Here is a 23637-nt window from a genome sequence, read left to right as displayed (position 1 = left end):
GTTTGACGAACGCGCGTCCTTGCTCAATGGTGGACATCACCGCCTTCGGCGACCCATCGCTGGCGAAATGGTTCTTCGAGTCGATGAAGGAGCTGAAGAAACTGGTGGGGTCGTGACCCCCAGGGCGGTGGCCGAGAAGTACTTCGAGGCCCTCAATTCCGAGCGGCACTCCGTTGTCGGGGGGCCGGCGGCGCTGGCGTATTTCCCGGCTCTGCTGGCGAATTACGCCGCGCACGAAGACCGGGTGACACGGTGGATCGAGTCCGCGGCGGCGGTCACCACGGAGATCGACTTCACCGGCCGGCTGCGTGACGGCCGTCCGGTCGCCTTCAGCGCGCTCGATGTGTTCGACCTGCGTGACGGCGTGATCGCGAAGGTCACCACCTGGTACGACACCCACGACCTCCGCCGCCAACTCCGTCGCCCGGCAGGGCTGCATCACTCCGGCATTGGCGTGGCGGACCTGGATCGGGCCACCGAGTTCTACCGCGCGTTGGGCGCAAAGCCGCTCACCGCACCATTCACGCTCGGCGCCAAGGCGGCTGCGGTTTCCATGACCACGGACGCCGCGGTGCGCGTCGCGCTGCTCGCTTTTCCGGACGGCAACGGCGTCGAGCTGTTCGAGTTCGGGCCAGGGGTGCCGGAATGGTGTGTGCCACCGGATCCCGCCGCCCGTCTGCCGCACCTCGGTATCCGCGTCGCGGATGTCGACGCCGCGCTCGCCCGTGCCGAAGCGGCCGGCGGGACGCGGCTCTGGGGGAAGCCCGGGTTTTTCGGGCCGGTGCGGGTGGTCTACCTCAGCGACCCGGACGGCACCGTGCTGGAGCTGCTCGACGGATCGCTCGGCGCGATCGCCGGCGTGGTCCGCGACCGACAACGCGGGTATCGCCGGTGGACATGCTGGACGTCAACCTCACCGGGGTGTGACACACTCCGCGTCGGGCTGAGGTTCGCCCGTCTGGTAAGGAGTTTCATGGAGAACGAGCTACTCAACGGTGATGTGGTCCGGCTCGACGCGGCGGCCCGGCCGTGACCGGGGCGAGGCTGGCGGGCCGGATAGCGCTGGTCACCGGCGGTTCGCGGGGTGTCGGCCGCGCGGTGGCGAAGCGGTTGGCGGCCGAAGGGGCCGCGGTCGCGGTCAACTACCGGCGGGACGCCGCCGCGGCTGACGAGGTCGTGAAGGCGATCGAGGCGGAGGGCGGAACAGCGCGCGCGTACGCCGCGTCGGTCGACGATCCCGCCGCGACCGCTGAGCTGGTCGAGCGGGTGCACGCCGATCTCGGCCCGATCGACCTGCTCGTCAGCAATGCGGGCACGGCAAGCCGTGGCACAGCGGTCGCGGACACCGTGCCCGAGGAGTACCTGCGGTTGTTGCGGGTGCACACACTGGGCCCGCTGGCGCTGATCCGGGCGGCCCTGCCCGGGATGCGAGCCGCCGGGCGCGCCGACGTGATCGTGATCTCGAGTGCCATTGTGGACGCCGCACCGAGTGGCGGGGCGGCCTACACGATGGCGAAGGCGGCGATGGAAGCCGCCGCGCGCACGCTGGCCCACGAGGAGCGGGCGCACGGCGTGCGGGTGAACGTGGTCGCGCCCGGGCTGGTCGCCACCGAGATGGGGGAGCGGCTGGTGGCCGCGTCCGTTGGCGGGGCGATAGCCGAACTCGACGCCTCGTACCCGTTCGGCCGGGTGGCGCGCCCCGGGGATGTCGCCGGGGTCGTCGCCTTTCTGGCCTCCGCCGACGCCGACTACCTGACCGCGCAACGCATTCTGGTCGACGGCGGCGGGCCGGACGTCCCGATCGTCAGCGGAGGGTGAGCAGCGGCGCGCCTGCCGAGACGGGTGCGCCGGGTTGCACGAGCACACCGGTCACGGTGCCGCAAGGGCAAGGCCGAAGGGCTGATCCGCGACGAGATCGACCCGAAGCTGGCTTCGCTGTCGATCCTGGGCTCGGTCAACTGGGTCCACCGCTGGTTCCGGCCCGATGGGGAGTTCACCCCCACCCAGATCGGCGAGCATTTCGCCGGAATGACCCTGCACAGCCTCGCCGCCGATCCCGCGGCCGCGAAGCCCGCCAAGCGCCCGGCCGCCAAGTCCCGGTAGCCGCGTTCACTCGCTGACGCGCCCTCGGCACACGCTGGACACAGCCGCGCCCGCGCGAGCAGGCCCTCGATCAGCGGAAGGCCGGTGGGGCCGGTGCCGCCCACCACCAGGATCTCGCGCACAGCGTCCGCTCCTCCCGGGTTTCCACGCCGGTAAGGAGGTTCGCCACCGCCGGCGGGACTGTCAAACGCTCGGTTGGTAGAGAGAAAGTGGGACCGGGCCCGGCCGGAAACCCCTGACTCTCCATTGTGGACGGCGTCCTCCGTGCGGTGTTCGTCACCGCGAGCTGGTGACCGCCGCGCCCAAGCATCTCGCCTCCGGCGTCGGCACCGCACTCGTCAGCAACGACGACCTGCGCGAGACGCCGGGCCGCCTCAGGTTCCGCTCCTTGCGCCGCCACGCAAACCACTTTCAAGACACTCCCGCAGCAGGAACGGCGTGGCCAGGAGCAGCAGCCCGGCGAGCGCGAGAGCCGCGCGCGGGCCGGTGAGTTCGGCGAGCAGGCCCCACAGCACCGTGACCACGGCGATGGTGGCGCTGCTGGTGACCGACCAGGCGGTGAGCACCCTCGCCTGGCGGGCGGGGTCGGTGCTGGTGAGCCGGTGCGTGGCGAGAACGGGATTGAAGAGGCTGATGCAGAGGATCAGCCCCAGCTCGGTGCCCATCACGATCAGGAGCCCGGGCAGGCCCGGCTGGATGAACGCGAGCCCGATCGGCCAGCACGCGCGGAGCACGCCGAAGACGCGCAGCACTTTTCGTTCGCCGTAGCGGGCGGCGACGCGGCGGGCGAGCCGCGAACCGATCAGCCCGCCGAGACACGGCACGGCGAACGCCAGCCCGTACTGCCAGACCGGGAACCCCAGGCGGGAGAGCATCAGCACCGACAGCAACGGCTCCCCGGCCATGAGCAGCGCGTTGACCAGGACCGTGTTGAAGAACAATCGGCGCAACGTCTGGTGGCCGAGGATGTAGCGCCAGCCCTCGGCGACGTCGCTCCATCGGCGCTGGGTCTTGCTCGGGTCCGGCGCCTGCTCGGGTTCCCTGATCGCGGTGATGCCGAGCGCCGAGAGGAGGTAGCTCAGCGCGTCGGCGATGACGGTGACGACCGGCCCCAGCAGCCCGATGGCGGCGCCGCCCAGCGGTGGCCCGACGACCGTGGCCGACCAGGTGGTGGACTCGAACCGGCTGGAGGCCACCAGCAGCCCGTCGGCGGGGACGAGGGTTTTGAGGTAAGTGCCACTGGCGGCGGCGAACGCGATCTTCGCCGCCGCGGCGACGACGGAAACCACCAGTAGCTGCGTGAAGGACAACACCCTCAGGCAGTAGGCGAACGGCACGGAGGCCAAGGCCGCGAAGCGGACCAGGTCCATCGCGATCATGACCGGCCGCTTGGCGCGGAACTCCATCCACGGCCCGAGCGGGACGGCCAGCAGCGCCCCGATCGCGAGCCCGGCCGACGACAGCGCGGCCACCTCCACCGAGCCGGCGCGCAGGACCTCGATGGCGATGACCGAGAAGGCGCCGAAGCCGAGCCCGGTCCCGTAGGCGCTGACCGCGTAAGCGGCCCACAACCACCCGAACGACCGGCCGAGGCGCGCTCTCCGCCACATGTGCTGTTCTCCCTTCGTGGACAACCCGTTGTCGTCAGGGAGATCGAAGCGGGCCGTCCGGCCCCGGCACCAACAACGGATCCGACGGCGTGTCACAACTTTCCGTTGTGGGCGTACCTTTTCCCGGTGGATCTCGATGCGGTTCGTACCTTCGTCGCGGTTGCCGAGACCGGTCAGTTCCAGGCCGCGGCCGACGACCTGGCGATCACCCAACAGGCCGCGTCGAAGCGGGTGGCCGCCCTGGAACGGGAGCTGGGCGTGCGGCTTTTCGCCCGGGCCGCACGGGGCGCCCGGCTCACCGTCGACGGGCAGGCGCTGCTGCCCCACGCACGCGAACTTCTCCGCGCGGCCGAACGCGCCACGGCCGCCGTGACGCCCGGACGCCGCGCCCTGCGGGTCGACGTCCTCGGCCGCCGGATCGCGCCGTCGAACCTGCTTTACGCCTTCTACCGGCAATACCCGGGCATCGAACTCGATGTCGTCACCCTCGCCAACGTCGACGCCCCGTCGGCGATGGACGAGATCAGCGCCGGTGTCCTCGACGCGACCTTCCGCTCGCTGCGAGCCTCCGCCGGCGAAGTCCCGGGCGGGCTCCGGGCCGCGCGCGTCATCGACGACCGGCACGAGATCCTCGTCGGCCCAGGACATCCGCTGGCGAACGCCAAAACGGTGACACTGGCCGAACTCGCCGAGCACCCGATCTGGATGCCCGGCATGACCGACGCCGAGCCGATCGGCTACTACGAGGACCTGGCGAACGCTTTCGGTCTCACCATCGACACCATCGGGCCGAGCTTCGGCGTCGAAATGCTCTTCGCCGAACTCGCCGACTCGACCCGGCTCGCCACCTTCGCCTGCGAAGGCTCGCGGTACATCTGGCCGGAAAGCTACGACCTCCGCCGGATCCCGGTCGTCGACCCGGCCCCGGTCTACCCGCTGTCGGTGATCTGGCGGGCGGACAACCGGCATCCCGTGCTCGCGAACTTCGTGGACTATCTGCGGGCCCGGTACCAGGCGACGGCGGGCGGGCAGGTGTGGGTGCCGGAGTGGGCCCGCTGAGGCTCAGAGCTTCACGACGTCCACGGCCGTCCGGTTCCGCAGCTCCTCGACGAGCTTCTCCGGCGCGCCCGAATCGATGACCAGCTGGTGGTAGTCGGTCACCGGGGCCAGCCGGTGCAACGCGGTGCGCGGCATCTTGCTCGAATCCATCAGCAGCACCCGCTTGCCCGCGCTGGCCAGCATCGCGCGCTTGACCATCACGATGTCCGGCTCCTGGTGGAAGGTCATCTCCGCGTTCATCGCCGACGTGGACACGAAAGTCGCGTCCACGGTCAGCCGCTCGACGGCTTCCAGGCAGGGCATGCCGAGGTAGGAATCGTGCGTGGGGGAGTAGTCTCCGCCGATGCAGATCAGCCGCAGGTCGTCGACGTTCTTCAGCGCTTCGATCGTGCGCGGGTAGTTCGTCGCCACGGTGAGCGGGGTGGCCGCGGGCAGCAGTTTGGCCAGTTCCAGCGCGCTGCTCGAGTCGTCGAGCAGGATGGACATGCCCGGTTCGACGTGGGTCAGCGCCTGTCGCGCGATCGCCGCCTTGGCCTCGACGTGCGCGTTGAGGCGGTATTCGGCGTTGCTCTCGAACACGGTCGACGGGAGCGCGGACACCCCGCCGCGGAACTTGCGCAGCAGCCCGCGGCGGGCGAGCTCGTCCACGTCACGGTGCACCGTCATCACACTGACCCCGGTCAGCTCGGCCAGCTCCGCCGCGGACGCGGAGCCCTTGCCGATCACGTAGTCGGCGATCCGCTGCTGCCGGATGGTGCGCGACCGGGCGCTGCCGCTGGCTGTCTGTCCCACCTGCACAGATTACTGATCCGGCGGTAGTGAACGGCACAGGCAGGCGGCCACGTCAGCAACACTCGTCGCCACGCCAGGCTTCGCGGCCTTCCCGCACGGCCACGGCCGCGATCACGAGCGCGACGAGCGGATCGGCCCAGTACCAGCCGAACAAACTGTTGAGCAGCAAGCCCACGAGCAGCACCCCGGACAGATAGGTGCACAGTAGCGTCTGCTTCGAGTCAGCCACGGCGCTGGCGGAGCCGAGCTGCCGGCCCGCACGGCGCTGGGCGTAGGACAAGACCGGCATGACGAGCAGGGAAACCGCGGCCAGCACGATGCCGGCGGTCGAGTGGCCGGCGGGCGTACCACCGGCGAGTGACCAGATCGCTTCCACCGCGACGTAAACCGCCAGCGCGAAGAACGACACCGCGATGATTTTCAGCGCCGTGCGTTCCCGCGCTTCCGGCTCGCTGCCGGAGAACTGCCACGCGACCGCGGCGGCCGAGGCGACCTCGATCACCGAGTCCAGCCCGAACCCGATCAGCGCGGTGGACGAGGCGGAAGAACCGGCCGTGATCGCGACGACGGCTTCCACGACGTTGTAGGTGATCGTCGCCGCGACGAGCAGGCGCACCCGCCGGGAAAGCCGCGATTCGCGGCTGGTCACCGGGCCACCTCGTCGAGACAGGGCTCAGCGGTATCGACCGCGAGCACGACCTTGGCCAGCTCGTCGAGCGCCTTGGCCAGGTGCGGGTCGGCGAGCGCGTAATGCACCTGCCGGCCCTGGTAGGTCGCGACGACCAGCCCGCAGCCGCGCAGGCAGGCCAGGTGATTGGACACTGTGGACCGTGACAGGCCCAGCTCGTCGGCCAGCGCGCTGGGGTAGCGGGTGCCGTCCAGCAGCGCGACGAGAATCCGGCAGCGGGTCGGGTCGGCGAGCGCCCGCCCGAGCCGGGCCAGGGCGTCGCCGCGCGTCTCACACTTCAGCACGGGTACGACAGTACAGCGAAGGCTGAACTGTTGGAAGTGTTCCGAGGACACCTTTTTTCCTTGCGCGTATTGGTATTTCGTGGCCTGTGCGCCACGCCGGTAGCTTCGGATCCATGGAATGGAATCCGCGGTCGGCCGAAGAACTCGTGGCAGCGTTGCGTGCCCGCGCGGTGACCTCGGCGGAGCTGACCGAAGAAGCGATCGCCCGGATCGAGCGGGACGACAAGGCGATCAACGCGATCTGCGTACCGGACTTCGACCGGGCGCGGGCAGCCGCGCTCCGTGCCGATCGGGCGCGTGCCCGCGGCGAGGATCAGCCGCTGCTTGGGATTCCGGTGACAGTCAAGGAGTCCTACGACATCGCCGGGCTGCCGACGACGTGGGGGCTGCCGCAGTACCGCAACCATGTGCCGGCCGAGGACGCGGTACAGGTGTCGCGGCTGAAGGCCGCCGGTGCGGTGGTGCTCGGCAAGACCAATGTGCCCCCGGGCTTGCAAGACATCCAGACCTTCAACGAGATCTACGGCACCACCGGCAATCCGTGGGATCACGACCGCACCCCGGGCGGCTCCTCCGGCGGTTCGGCGGCGGCGCTGGCGGCCGGGTTCGGTGCGCTGTCCCTCGGTTCCGACATCGCCGGGTCGTTGCGCACCCCCGCGCATTTCTGCGGGGTCTACGCGCACAAGCCGACACTCGGGCTGGCGGCGAACCGCGGGATGGTCTCGCCCGCCGCGCCGGCCCTGCCGGTCGATCTCGACCTCGCCGTCGTCGGTCCGATGGCGCGCACCGCCCGTGACCTCACGCTCCTGCTCGACGTCATGGCCGGGCCGGATCCGTTGACGCGCGGCGTGGCGTATCGATTGCGGCTCCCGCCCGCGCGCCACGAGCGGCTCCGCGATTTCCGGGTCCTGATCCTGGAAGAGCATCCGCTCATTCCGACCGGGGCCGCCGTGCGGGCGGGCGTGAACCGGGTGGCCGGCGCGCTCGTCGAGGAGGGCGCCCGCGTCGAACGGCACAGTCCGTTGCTGCCCGACCTGGCCGAAGCCGGAACGCTCTACACGCAGTTGCTGTTTTCCGGCGCCTCTGCGGGCCTTCCTGCCGAAGCTTACGAGCAAGTGTGCACCGACGCCGCCGGACTGAGCGCGGACGACGGGAGCCTCGGCGCGGTGCGGCTGCGCAGTATTCTGCTCAGCCACCGCGACTGGCTCGCGGCGGACAGCCGCCGCGAACTCCACCGCCACGGCTGGCGGCAGCTGTTCGCCGAGTTCGATGCCGTGGTCGCGCCGGTCACGCCGACTCCCGCGTTCCCGCATGACCACAATCCGGAGGGGATGGAACGCCGGATCGACATCGACGGCGTCCGGTACCCGTACTTCGACCAGCTCGTCTGGGCCGGCCTGGCCACCATGCCCGGCCTGCCCGCCACGGCGATTCCGGCGGGCCGCTCGCCGGAGGGCCTGCCGGTGGGAGTGCAGCTCCTCGGCCCGATGTTCGAGGACCGCACCCCGCTGCGGCTGGCCGAACTGCTCGAAGAGAAGATCGGCGGCTTCCAGGCGCCGCAGGGCCCAGTGGTCAGGAACTGAGGGCCGTCGCCGCCGCATTGCGGATGTGGTCACGCCAGAGCGCACTCGCGCCGTCGGCGTCCCGCTCCGCGATGCGGGCGACCACCTCGTCGATCTCGGCGATACTGGACTGCGGCCTGCCCTGGTGCCGGAGCGACCGCGCGCGCAGCTGGGCCAGCCGCCCGTGCAGCAGGCTCGCCTGCGCGTGCAGGATTTCGTTGCCCGCGCCCGAATACAGCACGTCGTAGAACTTGTTCTTGGTGCTGAGCATCCGGGCGACGCGGCCGGATTCGTGTGCTGCCTTGAGCTTCGCGTGCGCGTCCCGCAGGCGGGCCACCATCTCGTCGGTGGCCCGCTCGACGAACAACCGGACGGCGAAGCATTCCAGCGCTTCGCGCACCTCGTAGATCGCACGGGCCTCATCGTCGCTCAGCCGCGCGACGGTGGGGCCCTTGTGCGGCGGGATGACCAGGAAGCCCTCCGCCTCGAGCTGGCGGCAGGCCTCGCGGATCGTGTTGCGCGAAACGTCCAGCTGCTCGCACAGTTCGCGCTCGACGAGCCGCTGGCCGGGTTTGAGCGCGCCGTTGATGATCTCGGCCCGGATGGCCTCGGCCGCCTGCGTCCGGACCGTCGCGGCGGCAGCAATCGCCTTCACGGAACCAGCCTAGTGATTGCCCCATTGTAGGTCAAACCAAGATTGACGAAAAACGATCTAATAGTCATATAACAGCAGGTCACAGCGTTGTAGTTGACCGATTGTGGGACAATCGCTTAGCCTCGGTGGCGTCACCGACGACTCGAAAGGCGCATCAATGTCCCAGTCGCTGCCCGACACCTCCGCCGAGGGTGTCACCCGCTACGGCCTCTTCATCGGTAACCAGCAGCTCGCCCCGATCGAGGGCGAGTACCTCGACGTCATGAACCCCGCGACCGGCGCGGTCTGGGCCCAGGTGCCGAACGCGTCGGCGAAGGACGTCGACACCGCCGTGGAAAGCGCCCGCCGCGCGTTCGAGGAAGGTGACTGGCCGGGCTACCGCGCCGCCGACCGGGCGAAGTTCCTGATCCGGTTCGGTCAGGCGATCGCCGACAACGCCGAGGAAATCGCCCAGCTGCAGGTCAACGAGAACGGCAAGCTGATCCGCGAGATGGTCGGGCAGGCCAAGCTCATGCCCGAGTACTTCAACTACTACGCCGGGCTCGCGCAGATGCCCGGCGGCAGCACGAATCCCTTGCACGTCAAGCAGATGCTGAACTACACCGTACGCGAACCGCTCGGCGTGGTCGCCGCGATCACCCCGTGGAACTCGCCGCTGCTGCTGCTGGTGTGGAAGCTCGGCCCGGCGCTGGCCGCGGGCAACACGGTGATCGCGAAGCCATCCGAGGTCACCCCGGTGTCGGCGATCAGGTTCGCCGAGCTCGCCGCCGAGGCCGGCCTCCCGCCGGGCGTGTTCAACGTCGTCACCGGGCTGGGCAGCCCGTCGGGCACCGCGCTGACCGGCCACCCCGGGGTGGACAAGATCGCGTTCACCGGCTCGACCGCCACCGGGCAGGCCATCGCCGCGCAGGCCGGCCGCACGCTCAAGCGGGTTTCCCTTGAGCTGGGCGGGAAATCCCCGAACGTCGTCTTCGACGACGCGGATCTGACCAGCGCCGTCAACGGCCTCGTCGCCGGCATTTTCGGCGCCAGCGGGCAGACCTGTATGGCCGGCTCCCGGATCCTGGTGCAGGACACCATCTACGACGAGGTCGTGGCCGAGCTCGGGCGCCGCGCCGAGGCGATCAAGGTCGGCGACCCGCAGAACCCCGCCAGCGAGATGGGCACCGTCGCGTGCCGCCCGCAGTACGAGAAGGTGCTGTCCTACATCGACGTCGCCAAGGCCGACGGGGCGCGGCTGGTGGCGGGCGGCGCCGCGGCGCCGGTCGACGGGTTCCCGGACGGGCTGTTCGTCCGGCCCACCGTGTTCGCCGATGTCACGAACGACATGCGTATCGCGCAGGAAGAGGTCTTCGGGCCGATCGCCTCGGTGATCCGGTTCCACGACGAGGACGAGGCCGTGCGCATCGCCAACGACACCCAGTTCGGGCTCGCCGCCGGCGTGTGGACCGGCAACGTGCAGCGGGCGCACCGGGTCGCGGAGCGGCTGCGCGCCGGCACGGTGTGGATCAACAACTACCGCAAGACCTCCTACGCCACCCCGTTCGGCGGCTACAAGCAAAGCGGCCTCGGCCGGGAGAACGGCGCCGACGCCCTGCGTGAGTACACCGAGGAGAAAAGCGTCTGGGTCGACACCGGCCAGGGCGTCAAGGACCCGTTCAACCCGCGCGCCTGAGGAGCAGCACATGTCTGAATCGGCATCGTCGCCGAACCCGGTCGTGGTGATCGGCGCGGGCATCGCGGGCCTCTCGGCCGCCGTTTCGGCGGCCGAACAGGGCGCGCCCGTGGTACTGGTGGATCGTGCGGGTCCGCTGGAAGCGGGCGGCAACACCAGGTGGACCTCGGCCTACTTCCGGCTGGACGACGTCTACGAACCCGGAGAGTCCTTTGTGGACGAAGTGGTCGGATTCTCCGGCGGCCGCACCCCGGCCTGGTATTTCGAGGAGCTGGTCGAGCGCCTGCCCGAGACCATGGAGTGGATCCAGGGCCACGGGGCGCGGTTCCGGCGCCTGCCCACCTACTTCATCAACAGCAACCGGCCCCGGCTCCAGCCCCACGGCGGTGGCGAGGCGCTGCTTTCGGCGCTGCGCCCGGTGGCGGAGAAGCTCGGCGTGGAGTTCCGCTACCACTGCACGGCACAGCGCCTGATGACCGAAGACGGGCGGGTGACCGGGGTCGAGGTCAGCGGCCCCGAGGGCGAGCAGGTGCTGCGCGCCCGTGCGGTGATCATCGCTTCCGGCGGGTTCGAAGGCGACCAGGCGGCGCTCGGCGAGGCGCTGCCGGGCGACGTCACGAACCTCATCCCGATCGCGCCCGGGGTCACGTTCAACAAGGGCGAGGGCATCCGGATGGCGCTGGAGATCGGCGCGCGGCGGGGCGGGCAGTGGGACAGCTTCCACGCCGAGCCCGTCGACCCGCGCGCGGAGAATCCCGAGGCGCTGGTGATGGTCTTCCCGTACGGGATCCTCGTCAACAAGCACGGGGAAAGGTTCATCGACGAAGGCCGCGGCACGGTCGACGAGACCTACGAGAGCACCGCGCGGGCGGTGTGGGCGCAGCCGGGCGGCGTTGCCTACTTCATCACCGACCGCAAGTTCGAGCGGGTCGCCGATCGCGAGCGCGGCCTGCTGACGGGCCGGAAACCGGTCTCGGCAGACACCATCGAGGAACTGGCGGCGGCGCTGGAGCTGCCCGCCGACCGGCTCGCCGAGACGGTCGGCGCCTACAACAAGTCCGTTGCGGACGGTGAGTTCGACTGGCGCCGCCCCGACGGCAAGGGCACCGAGGGGATCGAACCGCCCAAGAGCAACTGGGCGCTGACCGTCGACGAGGCGCCGCTGCTGGCGTACCCGGTGGCTTGCGCGATCGTGTTCACCTTCGGTGGCCTGGAAACCGACGCGGGCGCCCGGGTCGTCGACGAGGACGGCGCGGCGATTCCCGGCCTATACGCGGCCGGTGAGTGCACCGGCATCTACCACGACAAGTATCCCGGCGGCACGTCCGTGTTGCGGGGCATGGTGTTCGGGCGGGTGGCGGGCCAAGCCGCCGCCACCGCCTGAGCCTTTCCTGGAGGACCCATGACGGCTCCCATCTCCGTGCCGGCGCAGGCGGCGACCGGCAAGGCACCCGGTAAGTTCCGGACGTTGTTCGGGGCGGGTATCGGCAACACGCTCGAGTGGTACGACTGGAGCGTCTACGCGATCTTCGCCCCCTTCTTCGCCAAGCAGTTCTTCGTCGGTGGCAACGCCACCAGCGCGCTACTGTCCACTTTGGCCGTGTTCGCGGTCGGTTTCCTGATGCGCCCCTTGGGCGGGTTCTTCTTCGGCTGGCTCGCCGACCGCCGTGGCCGCCGGTTTTCGCTCACCACCTCGATGGTCACCATGGCCGCGGGCAGCATCATCATCGGCATCGCGCCGACGCACTCCACGGTCGGCGTCGGCGCGGCGGTGATCCTGTTGCTGGCGCGGCTGTTGCAGGGCCTGGCGCACGGCGGGGAGATCGCCGCGTCGTACACCTATGTCGCCGAGATCGCCCCGACCGCGCGCCGGGGCCTGTGGTCGACGAGCCTGTACATCTCGGTCACCGCCGGGATCGTGCTCGCGTCGCTGATCGGCGCGGCCGGGTCCAGCCTGTTCGGCGAGCAGGCGTTGCGGGACTGGGCGTGGCGGGTCCCGTTCCTGATCGGCGGCGCGCTCGGGCTCGTGGGTCTCTATCTGCGGCGCTCACTGAAGGAAACCGAGGCCTACACCGAAGGGGCGAGTACCCGCAGCACGCGTGAACTGTTGCGTGCCTTGGCGCGCAACAAGAAGAGCCTCGCCCGGATCCTCGGGCTCACCGCGGGTGTCACGGTGGTCTACTACATCTGGGCCGTCGGTATTTCCGGGTTCGCCATCGACGCCAAGGGCGTGGACGCCACCGCCGGGCTGTGGGCCACCGTGGCGGCGAACGTGTTCTTCATGATCACGTTGCCGTTGTGGGGCAAGCTGTCCGACCGGTTCGGCCGCAAGCCGGTCTTCATCGCCTACGGGATCTCGTTCCTGGCGCTGTCGTTCCCGCTGATGGCGTTGCTCAACGGTTCGGCGGTGCGGCTGGGCGTGCTGATGGGGGTCGCGCTGTTCTTCCTCGGCGCGTTCGTCGGCATCATGCCCGCCTACTTCGCGGAACTGTTCCCCACCGAGGTACGCGCTTCCGGCGTCGGCGTCCCGTATTCGGTGATGGTCGCGATCTTCGGCGGCACCGCGCCGTACGTGCTGACGTGGTTGCACACGCATCAGCTGGACTGGCTGTTCTCCGCGTACCTCGTCGTGCTGGTCGCGATCGGGCTGATCACCACTTTGCTCACCCCCGAGACCAAGGGCAGGCCACTGACGTGAAACCGCTGTCGAGCCGCGCGACCGCACTGCGCCCCTCGCCGACCCTCTCGCTGAACGCCCAGCTGAGCGCCCGCAAGGAAGCGGGGGAGGAGGTGCTCAACCTCTCCGTCGGCGAGCCGGACTTCCCGATGCCCGAGCTGGCTCGGGAGTACGCGCTGAAGGCCATCGGCGAAGGGCGCAACCGCTACACCGACGTCGCCGGTGTGCTCGAACTGCGGGAACGCGTCCGGCGCAAGCTCGCCGAGGACAACGGCCTGCACTACGAGCCCGGCGACATCGTGGTGGCCAACGGCGCGAAACACGCTCTCTGCAACGCTTTCCTGGCCTTGTGCGAGGAAGGCGACGAGGTGGTGATTCCCGCGCCGTACTGGGTCACCTATCCCGAGCAGGTGCGGCTGACCGGCGCCGCACCGGTCGTCGTGCCGGCCGGGGAAGGGCTCAAGCTGACCGCGGCACAGCTGTCCGCCGCGGTCACCCCGCGGACGAAGGCGGTCGTGCTCAACAGCCCCGGCAACCCGACCGGGGCCACCTACACCCTGGCCGAACTGGAAGCGCTCGCCGAGGTGGTGCTGCGGCACGACCTGTTCGTGGTCGAGGATCTGATCTACGAGTACTTCCACTACGGCGAGGGCGCGGTGCCGAGTATCGCCGCGCTCGGGCCGGAGCTGCAGGACCGCACGATCGTCGTCAACGGGGTGTCCAAAAGCTGTGCGATGACCGGCTGGCGGGTGGGCTACACCGCCGCGCCGGCCGGGATCGCCGGGCTCATCCGGCGGGTGCAGGGGCAGTCCACCTCGAACGTCTCCGTCGTGGCCCAGTACGCCGCCATCGGCGCGATGAACGACGTGCCGTGGGCAGCGATCGGCTCCTACCGCGCGCGGCGCGACGTCGCGCACCAACGTCTTTCGGCGATCAGCGGCGTGCGCTGCGAACTGCCGACGGGCGCGTTCTACCTGTTCCCGGACATCTCGGCGGTACTGGGCGAGCGACAGTCCACTTCGGACGAATTCTGCGCGCGGCTGCTCGCCGGGACCGGGGTCGGGCTCGTGCCCGGCACCGGTTTCGGGGCGCCGGGCCATGTCCGGCTCAGCTACGCCGTGGCCACCCCGATGCTGGAGACGGCGCTCGACCGGCTCGCGGAGTTCATCGGGACGCGGTGATGGCGTGCAGATCCGCCGCGCTCGCCTGGAGCACCTCGGCGAAATCGGCTCGTTCGTCGGCCAGGCACCGGGCGGCGGTCAACCGGAGCACGGCCGAGCCGACGTCGGTGGCGAGGCGGGCCAGCTGTGGTTCGCAGCCGCGGCGGACCAGTGCGGCGGTGATGGCCCCGGACAGCGACGCCAGCTTGATCAGCTCACGTTCCTGTAATGGTGGATTGGCCGCGATGACCGCCGACCGTTCCAGCAGGAACTCGCGCGGCCGCACCACCTCCGGCACGGCTGTGAACGCGGCCAGCAGCGTGGGCAGCGGGTCCAGCTCCGGGGGAGCGGCGTCGATCCGGGAGACGATCAGCTGTTCCAGTTCCTCGCCGCCGCCGAACAGCACCTCGCGTTTGTCGGCGAACCACCGGTAGAACGACCGCTCGGTGAGGTTCGCCCGCTGCGCGATCTGCGCGACCGTCGTGCGGTCGTAGCCCTGCTCGGTGAACAGGTCCAGCGCCGCCCGTTCGAGCCTGCCGCGTGCGTTGCCCTCCCACCGTGCCATGCGCCCAGGATAGCGACAGCAGATGCTGTCATCACTCTGCTATCGTGGACTTATGACAGCAGATGCTGTCATCACCTCATGGGAGACTTCATGCGCGCTCTTCGGTTCCACGAGTACGGTGCACCGCTCGACGTTCTGCGGATCGAGGACATCGAACCGCCTGCGCCCGGGCCGGGTCAGGTTCGCGTCACGGTCCAGGCATGCGGGCTGAACCCGGCAGACTGGGCGCTTTGTGGCGGCCTGTTCGCCGGCGACCTGCCGCGCGGGATCGGGCTCGAAGTGTCCGGCACCGTCGACGCGGTCGGCGATGGCGTCACCGGCGTCGAGATCGGTGCCGCGGTATTCGGACCCGCGCCGTTCCAGGGCCCGGCCGCCGGCGCGTCCGAGCAGGCTCTGCTCGACGACTGGTTCCCGCGCCCGCCGGGCCTTGGTGCCGTCGCCGCCGCGGCGTTGCCGATGGCGGTCGAGACCGCCCACCGGAGCTTGGTGGCGCTCGGCGTCCGTGACCGCGTGACCGTGCTCGTGCACGGCGCCGGAAGCACCGTCGGGTACGCCGCGGTGCAGATCGCGATCCGGCAAGGGGCGCGGGTGATCGCTACCGCGGGCGAGACGTACGCCGACGCCCTGCGCGCCGCCGGTGCCGAAGTCACCGGTTACGGCGACGGCATGGTCGAGCGGGTGCGCACGATCGCGGGCGGCCCGGTCGATCTCGCCCTCGACGCGGCGCCGGTCAGCAACGCCTTGCCGAGCCTTGTGCGTACCGTCAAAGCGCCGGATCACGTATTGACAGTCAGTGACTTCGCCGCGGCAGTCGAACTGGGCGTGCGTTTTCAAGGCCCTGACAGCGAAGCCGACGCCGCGCCGCACAATTACGTCCTCGGCGAATACGCGCGACTGGCGACGAAGGGGCAGTTCTCGGTACCGGTGGCGCGGACGTTCCCGCTGGAGGAATGGCGCACCGCCGCGGAACTCAGCCAGTCCCGGCACGCGCGCGGGAAGCTGGTCCTGCGGATCGGCGGCTGACCCGTTCGGTCCACAGTGGACTTTCAGTCCGCGGACAGGATCCCGGTGAGGACGTCGAGCGCGCGCGTGCGGTGCTCGTCGAGCGCGGCGACGACTTCGTCGATCGCCTTGCGGCGCACGGCGTCGAGGATGTCGTCGTGCGCCGCGACGGTCGTCGCGCGTTCCTCGGGGGAGTTGTAGTACATCGCCCGGTACGCCTCGGTGGAATCCCACAGCAGCTGGATCAGCCGCATGGTGTGGATCTGCTCCGGGGCCTCCAACATGCCGAAGTGGAAGCGGCGGTTCGCCTCCAGCTCGGCCGCGACATCGCCGCGCTGCGCGGCTTCCGCGCAGTCGCGGGCGGCGAGCGCGATGCGTTCGACGGCGTCGTCGTCCAGGGTGGGCAGTGTCGTCCGGACGGCTCGCTCCTCCAGCAGAGCGCGTAAGGCGTAGATCTCCTGGAGGTCCTCGACACGCAGCTCGGTGATGAAGTACCCGCGGCGCGGCCGGTAGACGACCTGCCCTTCCTGTTCCAGCGCCCGCAACGCCTCGCGCACGGGCGCGAGACTTGTGCCGAGCCGCTCGGCGATCTCCTCCTGCAGCACGCGCTGGCCGGGCCGGTAGTCGCCCGCGACGATGGACAGCCGCAGCTCGTCGAGTGCGTGCTGCGTCGTGGTGCCGGGCCTCGTGGTCATCGCGCCGACTCTAGCCGTGCCACGCTCACCGGAACGCGTCGATCCCGGTCAGCGCGCCGCCGATGACCAGCGCGTGCACGTCCGCCGTGCCCTCGTAGGTGACGACGGTTTCGAGGTTGGTCAGATGCCGCATGACCGGGTACTCCAGCGTGATCCCGTTCGCGCCGAGCACCTGGCGCGCGTTGCGGGCCACGTCGAGCGCCGCGTTCACGTTGCCCAGCTTGCCCATGCTCACCTGGTCCGGCCGCAGCCGCCCGGCGTCCTTGAGCCGGCCAAGGTGCAGCGCCAGCACCGTGGCGCGGTTGACCTCCAGCGCCATCATCGCGAGTTTCTGTTGCTGGATCTGGAAAGACGCGATGGGCTTGCCGAACTGGACGCGCGTGGTGCCGTAGTCGAGCGCGGCTTCGAGGCAGGCGCGCGCCGCCCCGGCGGCACCCCACACGATGCCGTAGCGCGCCTCGTTCAGACACGACAGCGGGCCACGCAGCGACGTCGCGCCCGGCAGCATCGCGGAGGCGGGCAGCCGGACCTCGTCCAGGATCAGCTCGGAGGTGACCGACGCGCGCAGCGACATCTTGCGGTGGATGTCCCGCGTGCTGAAACCCTTGGTGCCCCGGGGAACCAGGAAACCGCGCACACCCTCGTCGGTGCGGGCCCACACCACCGCGACGTCGGCCCAGGAACCGTTGGTGATCCACATCTTCTGGCCGCGCAGGAGCCAGTCCTCGCCGTCGCGCCGGGCGTAGGTCCGCATCGAACCCGGGTCGGAGCCCGAGTCCGGTTCGGTCAGGCCGAAGCAGCCGACGGCCTCGCCGGCCGCCAGGCGCGGCAGCCATTCCTGCTTCTGCTCCTCCGAACCCCAGAGGTGGATCGCGAACATCGCCAGCGAGCCCTGCACCGACACCAGGCTGCGGATTCCGCTGTCACCCGCCTCCAGCTCCAGGCACGCCAGCCCGTACGCGGTCGCGCTGGTGCCCGCGCAGCCGTAGCCGTGGAGATGCATGCCGAGCACGCCCAGCTTGCCCAGCTCGCCGACCAGTTCGCGGGGGATCCGGCCCTGCTCGAACCAGTCGCCGGCCTCGGGCACCACCCGGTCCCGCACGAACGCGCGCACGGTGTCGCGGATGTCGCGCTCTTCGTCGGACAGGACGCTGGCGATGGCGAGGTAGTCCAGCGGATCGGTGGCAGCGGGCATCGTCGGTTACTCCTTGACCTCGGGTGGGCTCGATCCTAGCCCGATTTTCGATTTTCGAAAATCCACGCACGACAACCTCCGGGTGGAGGACTTCCGGCCGGGTCTGTTCGCCGGCAACGTGCACGCCGATCGTGCGACTGCCCCGGCCGCACGGCACGACCGTGGCGGTGCCGGGCAGCCTGGTGTGCGGCGGGACTGTGGTGGTGGTGGGCAGCCTGGTGTGCGGCGGGACTGTGGTGGTGGCGGGCAACCCGGTGCGCTACTCGGAAACCCCGCCGGTGTAGGTGCCGATGCTGCCGTCCTTTTAGGACGGACGCCAGTGCCGTCCACGCCGGGGCATCCGCCAGTGGCGGCCGCGCCAGGGGCGGGCGGCCAGCACCGGGTGGCGTGCGGCGAACCGCTCGGCGGTGATGCCCATCAGCACCGGGTACTTGATCTCGCCGCGCAGCAGTTCGGTGTCGCGGGGCCTGCCCTCTTCGGCGAAGCCGAGTTCCCCGTGCAGGGCCAGCGACGCGAAGTTGCCGCCGTAGATGCTGACCTCGCACTTGCGGTAGCCGCGCTGCTCGAACATGTACGCGAGCAGCGCGGCGACGGCGTCGGCGGCGTACCCGCAGCGGCGGTGCTGCGCTCCGATGCCGATGCCGTAGCTGAACCGGCCCCGGGCGGCGTCCGCCTGGATCCAGATCGAGCCGACGACCGTCCGGCTGTGCAGCGTCTCGATCACGAAGTGGAAGTCGTCGGCCGCGTCGGCGCGGTGCGTCGCCCAGTGGCGGTAGCCGCCGACCCGCCTGTCTTCGGTGCGGTCGTCGGCGCGATCGAACCCGATCAGAGTGCGCTGGTCGGCGGGGCGGACGTCGCGCAGCAGCACCTTCTGCCCCACCCAGGCTGGGGACGTGACGAGGCGGGGCGCGTTCGTGACCATCGGCGGGGATCGTACCGGGGCGGCGGCCGGCCCGGGTATCGCGGCGGGTACCGGAAAGCGCTTTCGCCGGGAGCCGGCTGACATATGGACGATGCGTCCACAAGATGGGTGTCAGCCGTCCAGGAGGAGTCTTCGTGAGTGCTCAGCAGCGCGCCGTCGTCGAGGAGATGTTGCGGACCGGGCCGCTGGACATCGGGGGTGACGTTGCCGGGCAGCGGCCGGTTTTCGAGGAGCTGATGACGGCGGAACCGCTGGCAGCGGACGTCGTGACCACCACCGAAGAGCTCGGCGGAGTGCCGGCCGTCCGGGTCGGGGTGGCGGGCCGGTCGCCGGTGGGCACGATCCTGTACTTCCACGGCGGCGGTTATGCCCTGGGCACGGCAGCCTCGTCGGCAGGGCTCGCGTCGGGCCTGGCGCGGCACAGCGGCGGCACCGTCATCTCGGTCGATTACCGGCTGGCCCCGGAAAATCCGTATCCCGCCGCGCTGGAAGATGCCGTCGCCGCCTACCGCGGGTTGCTGGACGCGGGAGTCGCGCCGGAGAGCATCGCGATCGCCGGTGAGTCCGCCGGAGGTGGGCTGGCCATCGCGACAGTGGTGGCGCCGGTGAAGGCGAACCTCGCGCGCCCGGCCGCCGCGGTGGTGTTTTCGCCGTGGGCCGACCTCACAGGGAGTGGCGAGAGTATGACGACCAAGGCGGGGGTCGACCCGTCGCTGACCCCGGCGGGCCTCCGGCGTCGAGCGGCGGACTACGTGGCCGGTCGCGACCCGGCCGATCCGGCGGTCAGCCCGGTGTTCGCGGACCTCACCGGCCTGCCGCCGCTGCTCGTCCAGGCCGGCTCACACGAGATCCTGCTCGACGACGCGACCCGGCTCGCTGCCAGGCCCGCGGCCGCCGACGTCGACGTGACCCTCGAGGTGACCGCCGGCGTCCCGCACGTGTTCCAGGGCTTCGCGGCCCTGCTCGACGAAGGCGCGGCGGCGCTGGCCCGCGCCGGAATATTCCTCGGGTCACACCTCGCGGTCGAGCACGTTCCCGTTTCGTAGCAGGGATTCCCGCGCGGGCCGTGGGACGGCGCTCAGACCCGGCGATGCCACACCTGCGCCGGCACGCGGCTGAGCAGTTCGATCAGGAAGTCGGCGGGCGGGCCGAGCGACTCCGTGCGCAGGCTGCCGCGTTCGGCGGTGCTGACCATCGCGCCCAGGAACCGGACCGGGTAGTACTCCGCTCGCGGGTCGGTGAGCAGCCACCGCGTCACCGGCGGGGTCAGCACCGCGCGCGCGAAGCCGGGGTCCGCGGCCAGCACCCGGAACGCGGAGTCGAACTCCGGCATCCCCAGCACCAGGTCCGAACCCCCGCCGCAGCGCTGGATTTCCAGCCCTGGCACGGAAATCGGCAGTTCTATCGCGAGCACGGTGCGCTGGACCGTCCTCGGCCGGTTCGCCCCCAGCTCCCGCCATTCCCACTCGTGCGCCGACACCCGGTAGCCGCGATGCTGCCCGTACACGGTGGCGGTGATCCTGTCGCCGTGGCCGATGCCGAGCGCCCGCGACGCCCCGGCGGGATACGTCGCGCGGATCCACTCCAGCGCCCCCTGCTCGGGCTGCGCCGGCCACCACGTGCCCAGCCCCCGCCACGGCTTGGTGGCCGCGTCCTGCCGCCAGATTCTGCGCACCGGCACGAAAAGCACCCCGCCCAGCACGGCGAGCGGCAGCACGATCGCGAGCACGACGACGAGTGTGAGCAAGGATCAGCCCGCCGCCTGCGTCGCCTTGGGCAGGTCCTGGACCACCTTCACAATGGTCTGCAGCAGGGTGTTGATCTTGGTCGCGATGTCGAGCACCTCGCCGATCACGTCCACCAGCTTCTCGATCGTCGAGACCGTCCGGCCGGTGCAGCGGCTGATCGCGCCCGTCGCCTCCTCGATGACCAGCGGCGTGGCGAACCCGACCGACGCGGCCTCCTCCAGCGCGTCCTGCACCAGCTCGGCGACGAGGGTGGCGATCAGATCGCGGACCAGGCTGCGCACCGTCGCCACGCATTCGCCCATCGCCTGGATCAGCGAGCTCATCCCCTCGGACAGGCTGCTCGTCGCGCCGGCCGCGTCGTAGAGCTTCCCGGCGGCCTGCCGGTACGCGTCGGGCGCCGGACCCTGCCAGTGCGCCGTGCCCTGCTGGACCGCGTCGTGCTGCGCCTGCGCGACCTGCTTCATCCGGTCCGAGATGTTGGTCCACGTCTTGGCGACACCCTTGATGGTGTCCGGATTCCCGGCCAGCTCGTCGAGCGCCAGCCGCAGCGGCTTGAGGTGCTCGATCATCCAGCCGGCGAGCCCGGACAGCGCCGTGCCGATCGGATCCATCAGCACGCCGATCGCGTCGAGTTCGACGGCCACCGTGCCGAAGAAGACGCCGACCAGGTCCCGGTCCTTGATCGACTGGGCGAGCTGGTTGCAGTCGTCCCACAGTCCCGAACCCGCCCACCAGTCGCCGCCGGAGGTGACCGGGTTCAGCGTGCTCAGGTCGCCCTGGGCGATCTTCTTCGCGTCCGGGCCGTAGTCGTCCGGGTCGAACTGGGACGAGGGATCGACCAGCGGGTTCTCAGTGGCCATCGAAGATCCTGCCTCCGATCGCCCGGTCCAGGTCGCGCAGGATCTCGCGCAGGTTGTCGGCGATCTGCCGATCCAGCTCGTCGTACGCGTCGGCTGCCGAGTTCAGCTGCGTGACGTGGTTCGCCAGGCCGTCGGTGACCTGCTGCAGCGCGTCGATCCCGCGCTCGGCCGTCGGCCGGAGCAGCTGCGGGAAGGACTGACAGATCACGCCGTACGCGTTGTCCCAGCCGCCGGGCGTGACCTGATGCCCGGCGTCCACCGCCTCGGCGGACTGGCTCTGGACCCCGTTCAGATCGGCGGCGTGCTGGCGCAGCCGGCCGGTGTCGACCTCGAAACCCTGGCTCATCTGCTCCCCTTCAGGTGCCGCGCAGGAACGACTGCTTGTCCCAGTACCCGTCGTCCTCGTCCGGCGGGGCCTGCCGGGACGGCGGCGGTGGTGGCGGCGCGGGCTCGTCCTCGAGCTTGCCCAGCCGCATTTCCCCCGGACCGGCCGGGTTCTCGGCCGGATCGGGCTCGGGGAACTCTTCGGCGAACCGGGCGACCATCGTCGACGTGGCCGGGTCCTCGCCGACACCGTTGTCCCGCGCGATCTGCCGCACCCGCCCGGCGATCCGCCCCTGCGCGCGGCCGACCGTGGCCATGACCAGCGACGCGAGCTGCGGCGGGGACAGCTCGCGGGCGCGGTCGGACAGCTGCAGGCCCGCGAGCGCGCCGCTGGCCCGCACGCTCACCTTGACGACCCCGTCCGGCGACTCCTCGTCGATCACCGAGGATTCGACCTGCCGCCGCACGGCGCCGAACCGCTCGGACTTCGCCTTGGCCGCCTCGGCCATGGCGCGCAGCTTCCGCTTGATCTCGTCCGGCCCGCCGGACAGCAGCGACTCATCTGGCATTTCGGTGTGCCCTCCCTCTCGCGCACACCGTATCGGCATTTCCCTCGCGCGATCGGGCGAAGACGGCCGATCGCGCCCGCCGTCCAAGGTGGACTCGACGGCCGCCTGACCTGCGGAAGGTCTGAACCTCCCGGAGATTCCTTGGCGCACAAGGGATCGCCGATTAGTCCAGAACATCCCTTACGGATCTTTGCTTTTGCCACGGATTCACGCTGCCCGCCGTTCGCATGATCGCGAGGTGACTATATTGGCGGCCAATTCTCCGTGCGGCTGTCCTGGGGCGGGCAGCCGCACGCCCGGACGACCCCGTAGGAACCGTGGATGCTCGATTCGGACCGTGCGCTGGCGGTGCAGCAGGAGGCGATGTCGGTGCGCGGCGCCGCCACCTCCGGCGACGGACAGGTGACCGTCGAAGTGGACGCGACGGGGGTGATCACCGACCTGAAACTGACGGAACTGGCTCTGTCGCGGGGAAACGCGAACAAGCTCGCCGCGACGGTCGTGGCCACCGCGCAGTCGGCCGCGGCGCAGGCGCGGGCGCGGATGAGCGAGGCGCTGGCGCCGTTGCGGGAGCAGAACGAGCAGATCCGCAAGGCGATGCTGGAGCACAACCCGGAACTCGCCGAGCTGCGCACGACCGTGCCCGAGGTGCCGCGCACCGCGGAAGATCCGGGCGCCGCGCGGCAGCAGGATGAGCCGGACGAGCCGGACGACGTGCTGGTGCCGATCCCGGACGAGGCCGAGGACGAGGCGGCACCGTGGTGATCGCCGCACTGGGGAAAGTGAGCAACCGATGAGCATGATGTTGCCCGACGCGCTGGCCTGGGTGCTGGATCTGGTCGGCGTCGACTGGCCGGACATCGACGAGGACCAGCTTCGCGAAGCGGCGTCCGAGTTCCGCCAGATCGCCGAGGAGCTCAACGGCCACGCGGACGAAGCGCAGCAGTCGGTCGCCAAGATGCTGGGCGCGAACACCGCCGACGGGCTGGAGCTGTTCGGCGAGCTGTGGAAGAAGCTCGCCGACGGGCACCTGCCGCAGTTCGCGAAGGGGATGGGCCTGCTCGCCGACGCGCTGGACGTCGCGGCGGGCCTGGTCGTCGGGCTCAAGGCGGCCGCGATCGCGCAGCTGGCCATCCTCGCCGCGGAGATCATCGCCGACCAGGCCGCCGCGCCGTTCACGTTCGGCGCGTCCGAAGCGGCTATCCCCATCGAGACCGCCGCGACCAGGGCAATCATGAAGGGCATCGAGAAGACCATCGTCGACCAGGTGGAGCAGGCGCTGCTCAACGCGGTGGAAGGCCCGGTTTTCGACGCGCTGGGCAGCGCGGGTGAGGAGCTGGCAGGCCAGCTGCTCGGCGACGCTGTCGGCAGCGGCAGCGGCGTGGACCTCGGCAAGGTCGCCGACAGCGCGGGCGGCGGGTTCGCCGACGGCATCGAAGAAAGCAAGGCGTCCGTGCCGGGGATGGCCACGGCGCACAGCGGCAGCTGAGAG

27 protein-coding genes are annotated in these 23637 nt (G+C 70.4%); 14 read left to right on the top strand and 13 right to left on the bottom strand.

What is annotated here, in order from left to right; all coding sequences use genetic code 11:
- The first annotated feature begins 112 nt into the window (after positions 1-112).
- Genes VHD82_RS35905 through VHD82_RS35895 form a run of 3 tightly spaced genes read left to right on the top strand, consistent with a single transcriptional unit; the run spans position 113 to position 2103 of the window.
- The gene (locus tag VHD82_RS35905; protein WP_325713931.1) at positions 113-1033 is read left to right on the top strand and encodes a VOC family protein; all 921 of its coding nucleotides are present in this window, start codon (positions 113-115) and stop codon (positions 1031-1033) included.
- Complete coding sequence (locus tag VHD82_RS35900; protein WP_325713930.1) at positions 1030-1818, top strand: SDR family NAD(P)-dependent oxidoreductase; 789 nt, start codon at positions 1030-1032, stop codon at positions 1816-1818. The genes VHD82_RS35905 and VHD82_RS35900 overlap by 4 nt, the downstream gene beginning before the upstream one ends.
- 24 nt (positions 1819-1842) lie before the next feature.
- On the top strand, positions 1843-2103 hold the full coding sequence (locus VHD82_RS35895; protein WP_325713928.1) for a hypothetical protein: 261 nt from the start codon (positions 1843-1845) through the stop codon (positions 2101-2103).
- A 374-nt stretch (positions 2104-2477) separates the two neighbouring features.
- On the opposite strand, the gene VHD82_RS35890 is transcribed toward VHD82_RS35895, so the two are convergent.
- Positions 2478-3713: an MFS transporter gene (locus VHD82_RS35890; RefSeq protein WP_325713927.1), complete on the bottom strand. Its 1236-nt coding sequence runs from the start codon at positions 3711-3713 to the stop codon at positions 2478-2480.
- Between the two features lie 126 nt (positions 3714-3839).
- Here VHD82_RS35890 and VHD82_RS35885 point away from each other — a divergent pair, with 126 nt between their 5' ends.
- Positions 3840-4772 carry a LysR family transcriptional regulator gene (locus VHD82_RS35885; protein ID WP_325713926.1) on the top strand — a complete coding sequence of 311 codons (933 nt, stop codon included), beginning with the start codon at positions 3840-3842 and terminating at the stop codon, positions 4770-4772.
- Positions 4773-4775: 3 nt separating this feature from the next.
- On the opposite strand, the gene VHD82_RS35880 is transcribed toward VHD82_RS35885, so the two are convergent.
- The 3 genes from VHD82_RS35880 to cmtR are packed head-to-tail and all read right to left on the bottom strand — an operon-like array spanning position 4776 to position 6536.
- On the bottom strand, positions 4776-5564 hold the full coding sequence (locus VHD82_RS35880) for a DeoR/GlpR family DNA-binding transcription regulator (RefSeq protein WP_325713924.1): 789 nt from the start codon (positions 5562-5564) through the stop codon (positions 4776-4778).
- A 52-nt stretch (positions 5565-5616) separates the two neighbouring features.
- Positions 5617-6213 (bottom strand): cation transporter, encoded by a 597-nt coding sequence (locus tag VHD82_RS35875; protein ID WP_325713922.1) that lies wholly within the window; start codon positions 6211-6213, stop codon positions 5617-5619.
- On the bottom strand, positions 6210-6536 hold the full coding sequence (cmtR, locus tag VHD82_RS35870) for a Cd(II)/Pb(II)-sensing metalloregulatory transcriptional regulator CmtR (RefSeq protein ID WP_325713920.1): 327 nt from the start codon (positions 6534-6536) through the stop codon (positions 6210-6212). Before cmtR ends, VHD82_RS35875 begins: the two co-directional genes overlap by 4 nt.
- Before the next feature lie 113 nt (positions 6537-6649).
- Between cmtR and VHD82_RS35865 the strand changes: the two genes are divergently transcribed.
- A complete protein-coding gene (locus tag VHD82_RS35865) occupies positions 6650-8119 on the top strand; it encodes an amidase (protein WP_325713918.1) in 1470 nt (489 codons plus the stop codon).
- On the opposite strand, the gene VHD82_RS35860 is transcribed toward VHD82_RS35865, so the two are convergent.
- Positions 8109-8753, bottom strand: a complete 645-nt coding sequence (locus VHD82_RS35860; protein WP_325713916.1) for a GntR family transcriptional regulator — start codon at positions 8751-8753, stop codon at positions 8109-8111. The genes VHD82_RS35865 and VHD82_RS35860 overlap by 11 nt on opposite strands.
- Positions 8754-8910: 157 nt before the next feature.
- Between VHD82_RS35860 and VHD82_RS35855 the strand changes: the two genes are divergently transcribed.
- From VHD82_RS35855 to VHD82_RS35840, 4 genes are read left to right on the top strand one after another with little or no spacing between them, the layout of a single operon-like run.
- The gene (locus tag VHD82_RS35855) at positions 8911-10428 is read left to right on the top strand and encodes an aldehyde dehydrogenase (protein WP_325713914.1); all 1518 of its coding nucleotides are present in this window, start codon (positions 8911-8913) and stop codon (positions 10426-10428) included.
- Between the two features lie 10 nt (positions 10429-10438).
- Positions 10439-11812, top strand: a complete 1374-nt coding sequence (tcuA, locus tag VHD82_RS35850) for an FAD-dependent tricarballylate dehydrogenase TcuA (protein WP_325713912.1) — start codon at positions 10439-10441, stop codon at positions 11810-11812.
- Between the two features lie 18 nt (positions 11813-11830).
- Positions 11831-13126, top strand: a complete 1296-nt coding sequence (locus VHD82_RS35845) for an MFS transporter (protein ID WP_325713910.1) — start codon at positions 11831-11833, stop codon at positions 13124-13126.
- Positions 13123-14286 (top strand): pyridoxal phosphate-dependent aminotransferase, encoded by a 1164-nt coding sequence (locus VHD82_RS35840; RefSeq protein ID WP_325713908.1) that lies wholly within the window; start codon positions 13123-13125, stop codon positions 14284-14286. The genes VHD82_RS35845 and VHD82_RS35840 overlap by 4 nt, the downstream gene beginning before the upstream one ends.
- On the opposite strand, the gene VHD82_RS35835 is transcribed toward VHD82_RS35840, so the two are convergent.
- Entirely contained in the window at positions 14270-14830 is a 561-nt protein-coding gene (locus tag VHD82_RS35835; protein WP_325713906.1) for a helix-turn-helix domain-containing protein, read from the bottom strand. The genes VHD82_RS35840 and VHD82_RS35835 overlap by 17 nt on opposite strands.
- A 90-nt stretch (positions 14831-14920) precedes the next feature.
- Between VHD82_RS35835 and VHD82_RS35830 the strand changes: the two genes are divergently transcribed.
- Entirely contained in the window at positions 14921-15853 is a 933-nt protein-coding gene (locus VHD82_RS35830; protein WP_325713904.1) for an NADP-dependent oxidoreductase, read from the top strand.
- A 23-nt stretch (positions 15854-15876) separates the two neighbouring features.
- Here VHD82_RS35830 and VHD82_RS35825 read toward each other — a convergent pair whose 3' ends face one another.
- Positions 15877-16527, bottom strand: coding sequence for a GntR family transcriptional regulator (locus tag VHD82_RS35825; RefSeq protein WP_325713902.1), 651 nt, complete (start codon positions 16525-16527; stop codon positions 15877-15879).
- A 25-nt stretch (positions 16528-16552) separates the two neighbouring features.
- Positions 16553-17722 (bottom strand): acyl-CoA dehydrogenase family protein, encoded by a 1170-nt coding sequence (locus VHD82_RS35820; RefSeq protein ID WP_325713900.1) that lies wholly within the window; start codon positions 17720-17722, stop codon positions 16553-16555.
- A gap of 131 nt (positions 17723-17853) precedes the next feature.
- Here VHD82_RS35820 and VHD82_RS35815 point away from each other — a divergent pair, with 131 nt between their 5' ends.
- Complete coding sequence (locus VHD82_RS35815) at positions 17854-18006, top strand: hypothetical protein (protein WP_325713898.1); 153 nt, start codon at positions 17854-17856, stop codon at positions 18004-18006.
- Positions 18007-18026: 20 nt separating this feature from the next.
- Here the strand turns inward: VHD82_RS35815 and VHD82_RS35810 are convergent, their stop codons facing one another.
- A complete protein-coding gene (locus VHD82_RS35810; RefSeq protein WP_325713896.1) occupies positions 18027-18644 on the bottom strand; it encodes a GNAT family protein in 618 nt (205 codons plus the stop codon).
- Positions 18645-18778: 134 nt separating this feature from the next.
- On the opposite strand from VHD82_RS35810, the gene VHD82_RS35805 reads away from it, so the two are divergent.
- Positions 18779-19690, top strand: coding sequence for an alpha/beta hydrolase (locus tag VHD82_RS35805; protein WP_325713894.1), 912 nt, complete (start codon positions 18779-18781; stop codon positions 19688-19690).
- A gap of 32 nt (positions 19691-19722) precedes the next feature.
- Here VHD82_RS35805 and VHD82_RS35800 read toward each other — a convergent pair whose 3' ends face one another.
- From VHD82_RS35800 to VHD82_RS35785, 4 genes are read right to left on the bottom strand one after another with little or no spacing between them, the layout of a single operon-like run.
- Positions 19723-20373 carry a hypothetical protein gene (locus VHD82_RS35800; RefSeq protein ID WP_325713892.1) on the bottom strand — a complete coding sequence of 217 codons (651 nt, stop codon included), beginning with the start codon at positions 20371-20373 and terminating at the stop codon, positions 19723-19725.
- Between the two features lie 21 nt (positions 20374-20394).
- Positions 20395-21252 (bottom strand): hypothetical protein, encoded by an 858-nt coding sequence (locus tag VHD82_RS35795; RefSeq protein WP_325713890.1) that lies wholly within the window; start codon positions 21250-21252, stop codon positions 20395-20397.
- The gene (locus VHD82_RS35790) at positions 21242-21598 is read right to left on the bottom strand and encodes a type VII secretion target (protein WP_325713888.1); all 357 of its coding nucleotides are present in this window, start codon (positions 21596-21598) and stop codon (positions 21242-21244) included. Before VHD82_RS35790 ends, VHD82_RS35795 begins: the two co-directional genes overlap by 11 nt.
- A 10-nt stretch (positions 21599-21608) precedes the next feature.
- Complete coding sequence (locus tag VHD82_RS35785; RefSeq protein WP_325713886.1) at positions 21609-22145, bottom strand: YbaB/EbfC family nucleoid-associated protein; 537 nt, start codon at positions 22143-22145, stop codon at positions 21609-21611.
- A 321-nt stretch (positions 22146-22466) separates the two neighbouring features.
- Between VHD82_RS35785 and VHD82_RS35780 the strand changes: the two genes are divergently transcribed.
- Both VHD82_RS35780 and VHD82_RS35775 read left to right on the top strand, forming a co-directional pair.
- Complete coding sequence (locus VHD82_RS35780) at positions 22467-22910, top strand: YbaB/EbfC family nucleoid-associated protein (RefSeq protein ID WP_325713884.1); 444 nt, start codon at positions 22467-22469, stop codon at positions 22908-22910.
- 28 nt (positions 22911-22938) lie between these two features.
- On the top strand, positions 22939-23634 hold the full coding sequence (locus VHD82_RS35775) for a hypothetical protein (protein WP_325713882.1): 696 nt from the start codon (positions 22939-22941) through the stop codon (positions 23632-23634).
- Positions 23635-23637 lie beyond the last annotated feature (3 nt).

It is taken from the genome of Amycolatopsis sp., assembly GCF_035546795.1.
GTDB lineage: Bacteria > Actinomycetota > Actinomycetes > Mycobacteriales > Pseudonocardiaceae > Amycolatopsis_E.
Note: the sequence above shows the minus strand (reverse complement) of the source record. Positions and strands in the feature narration are given on the sequence as shown.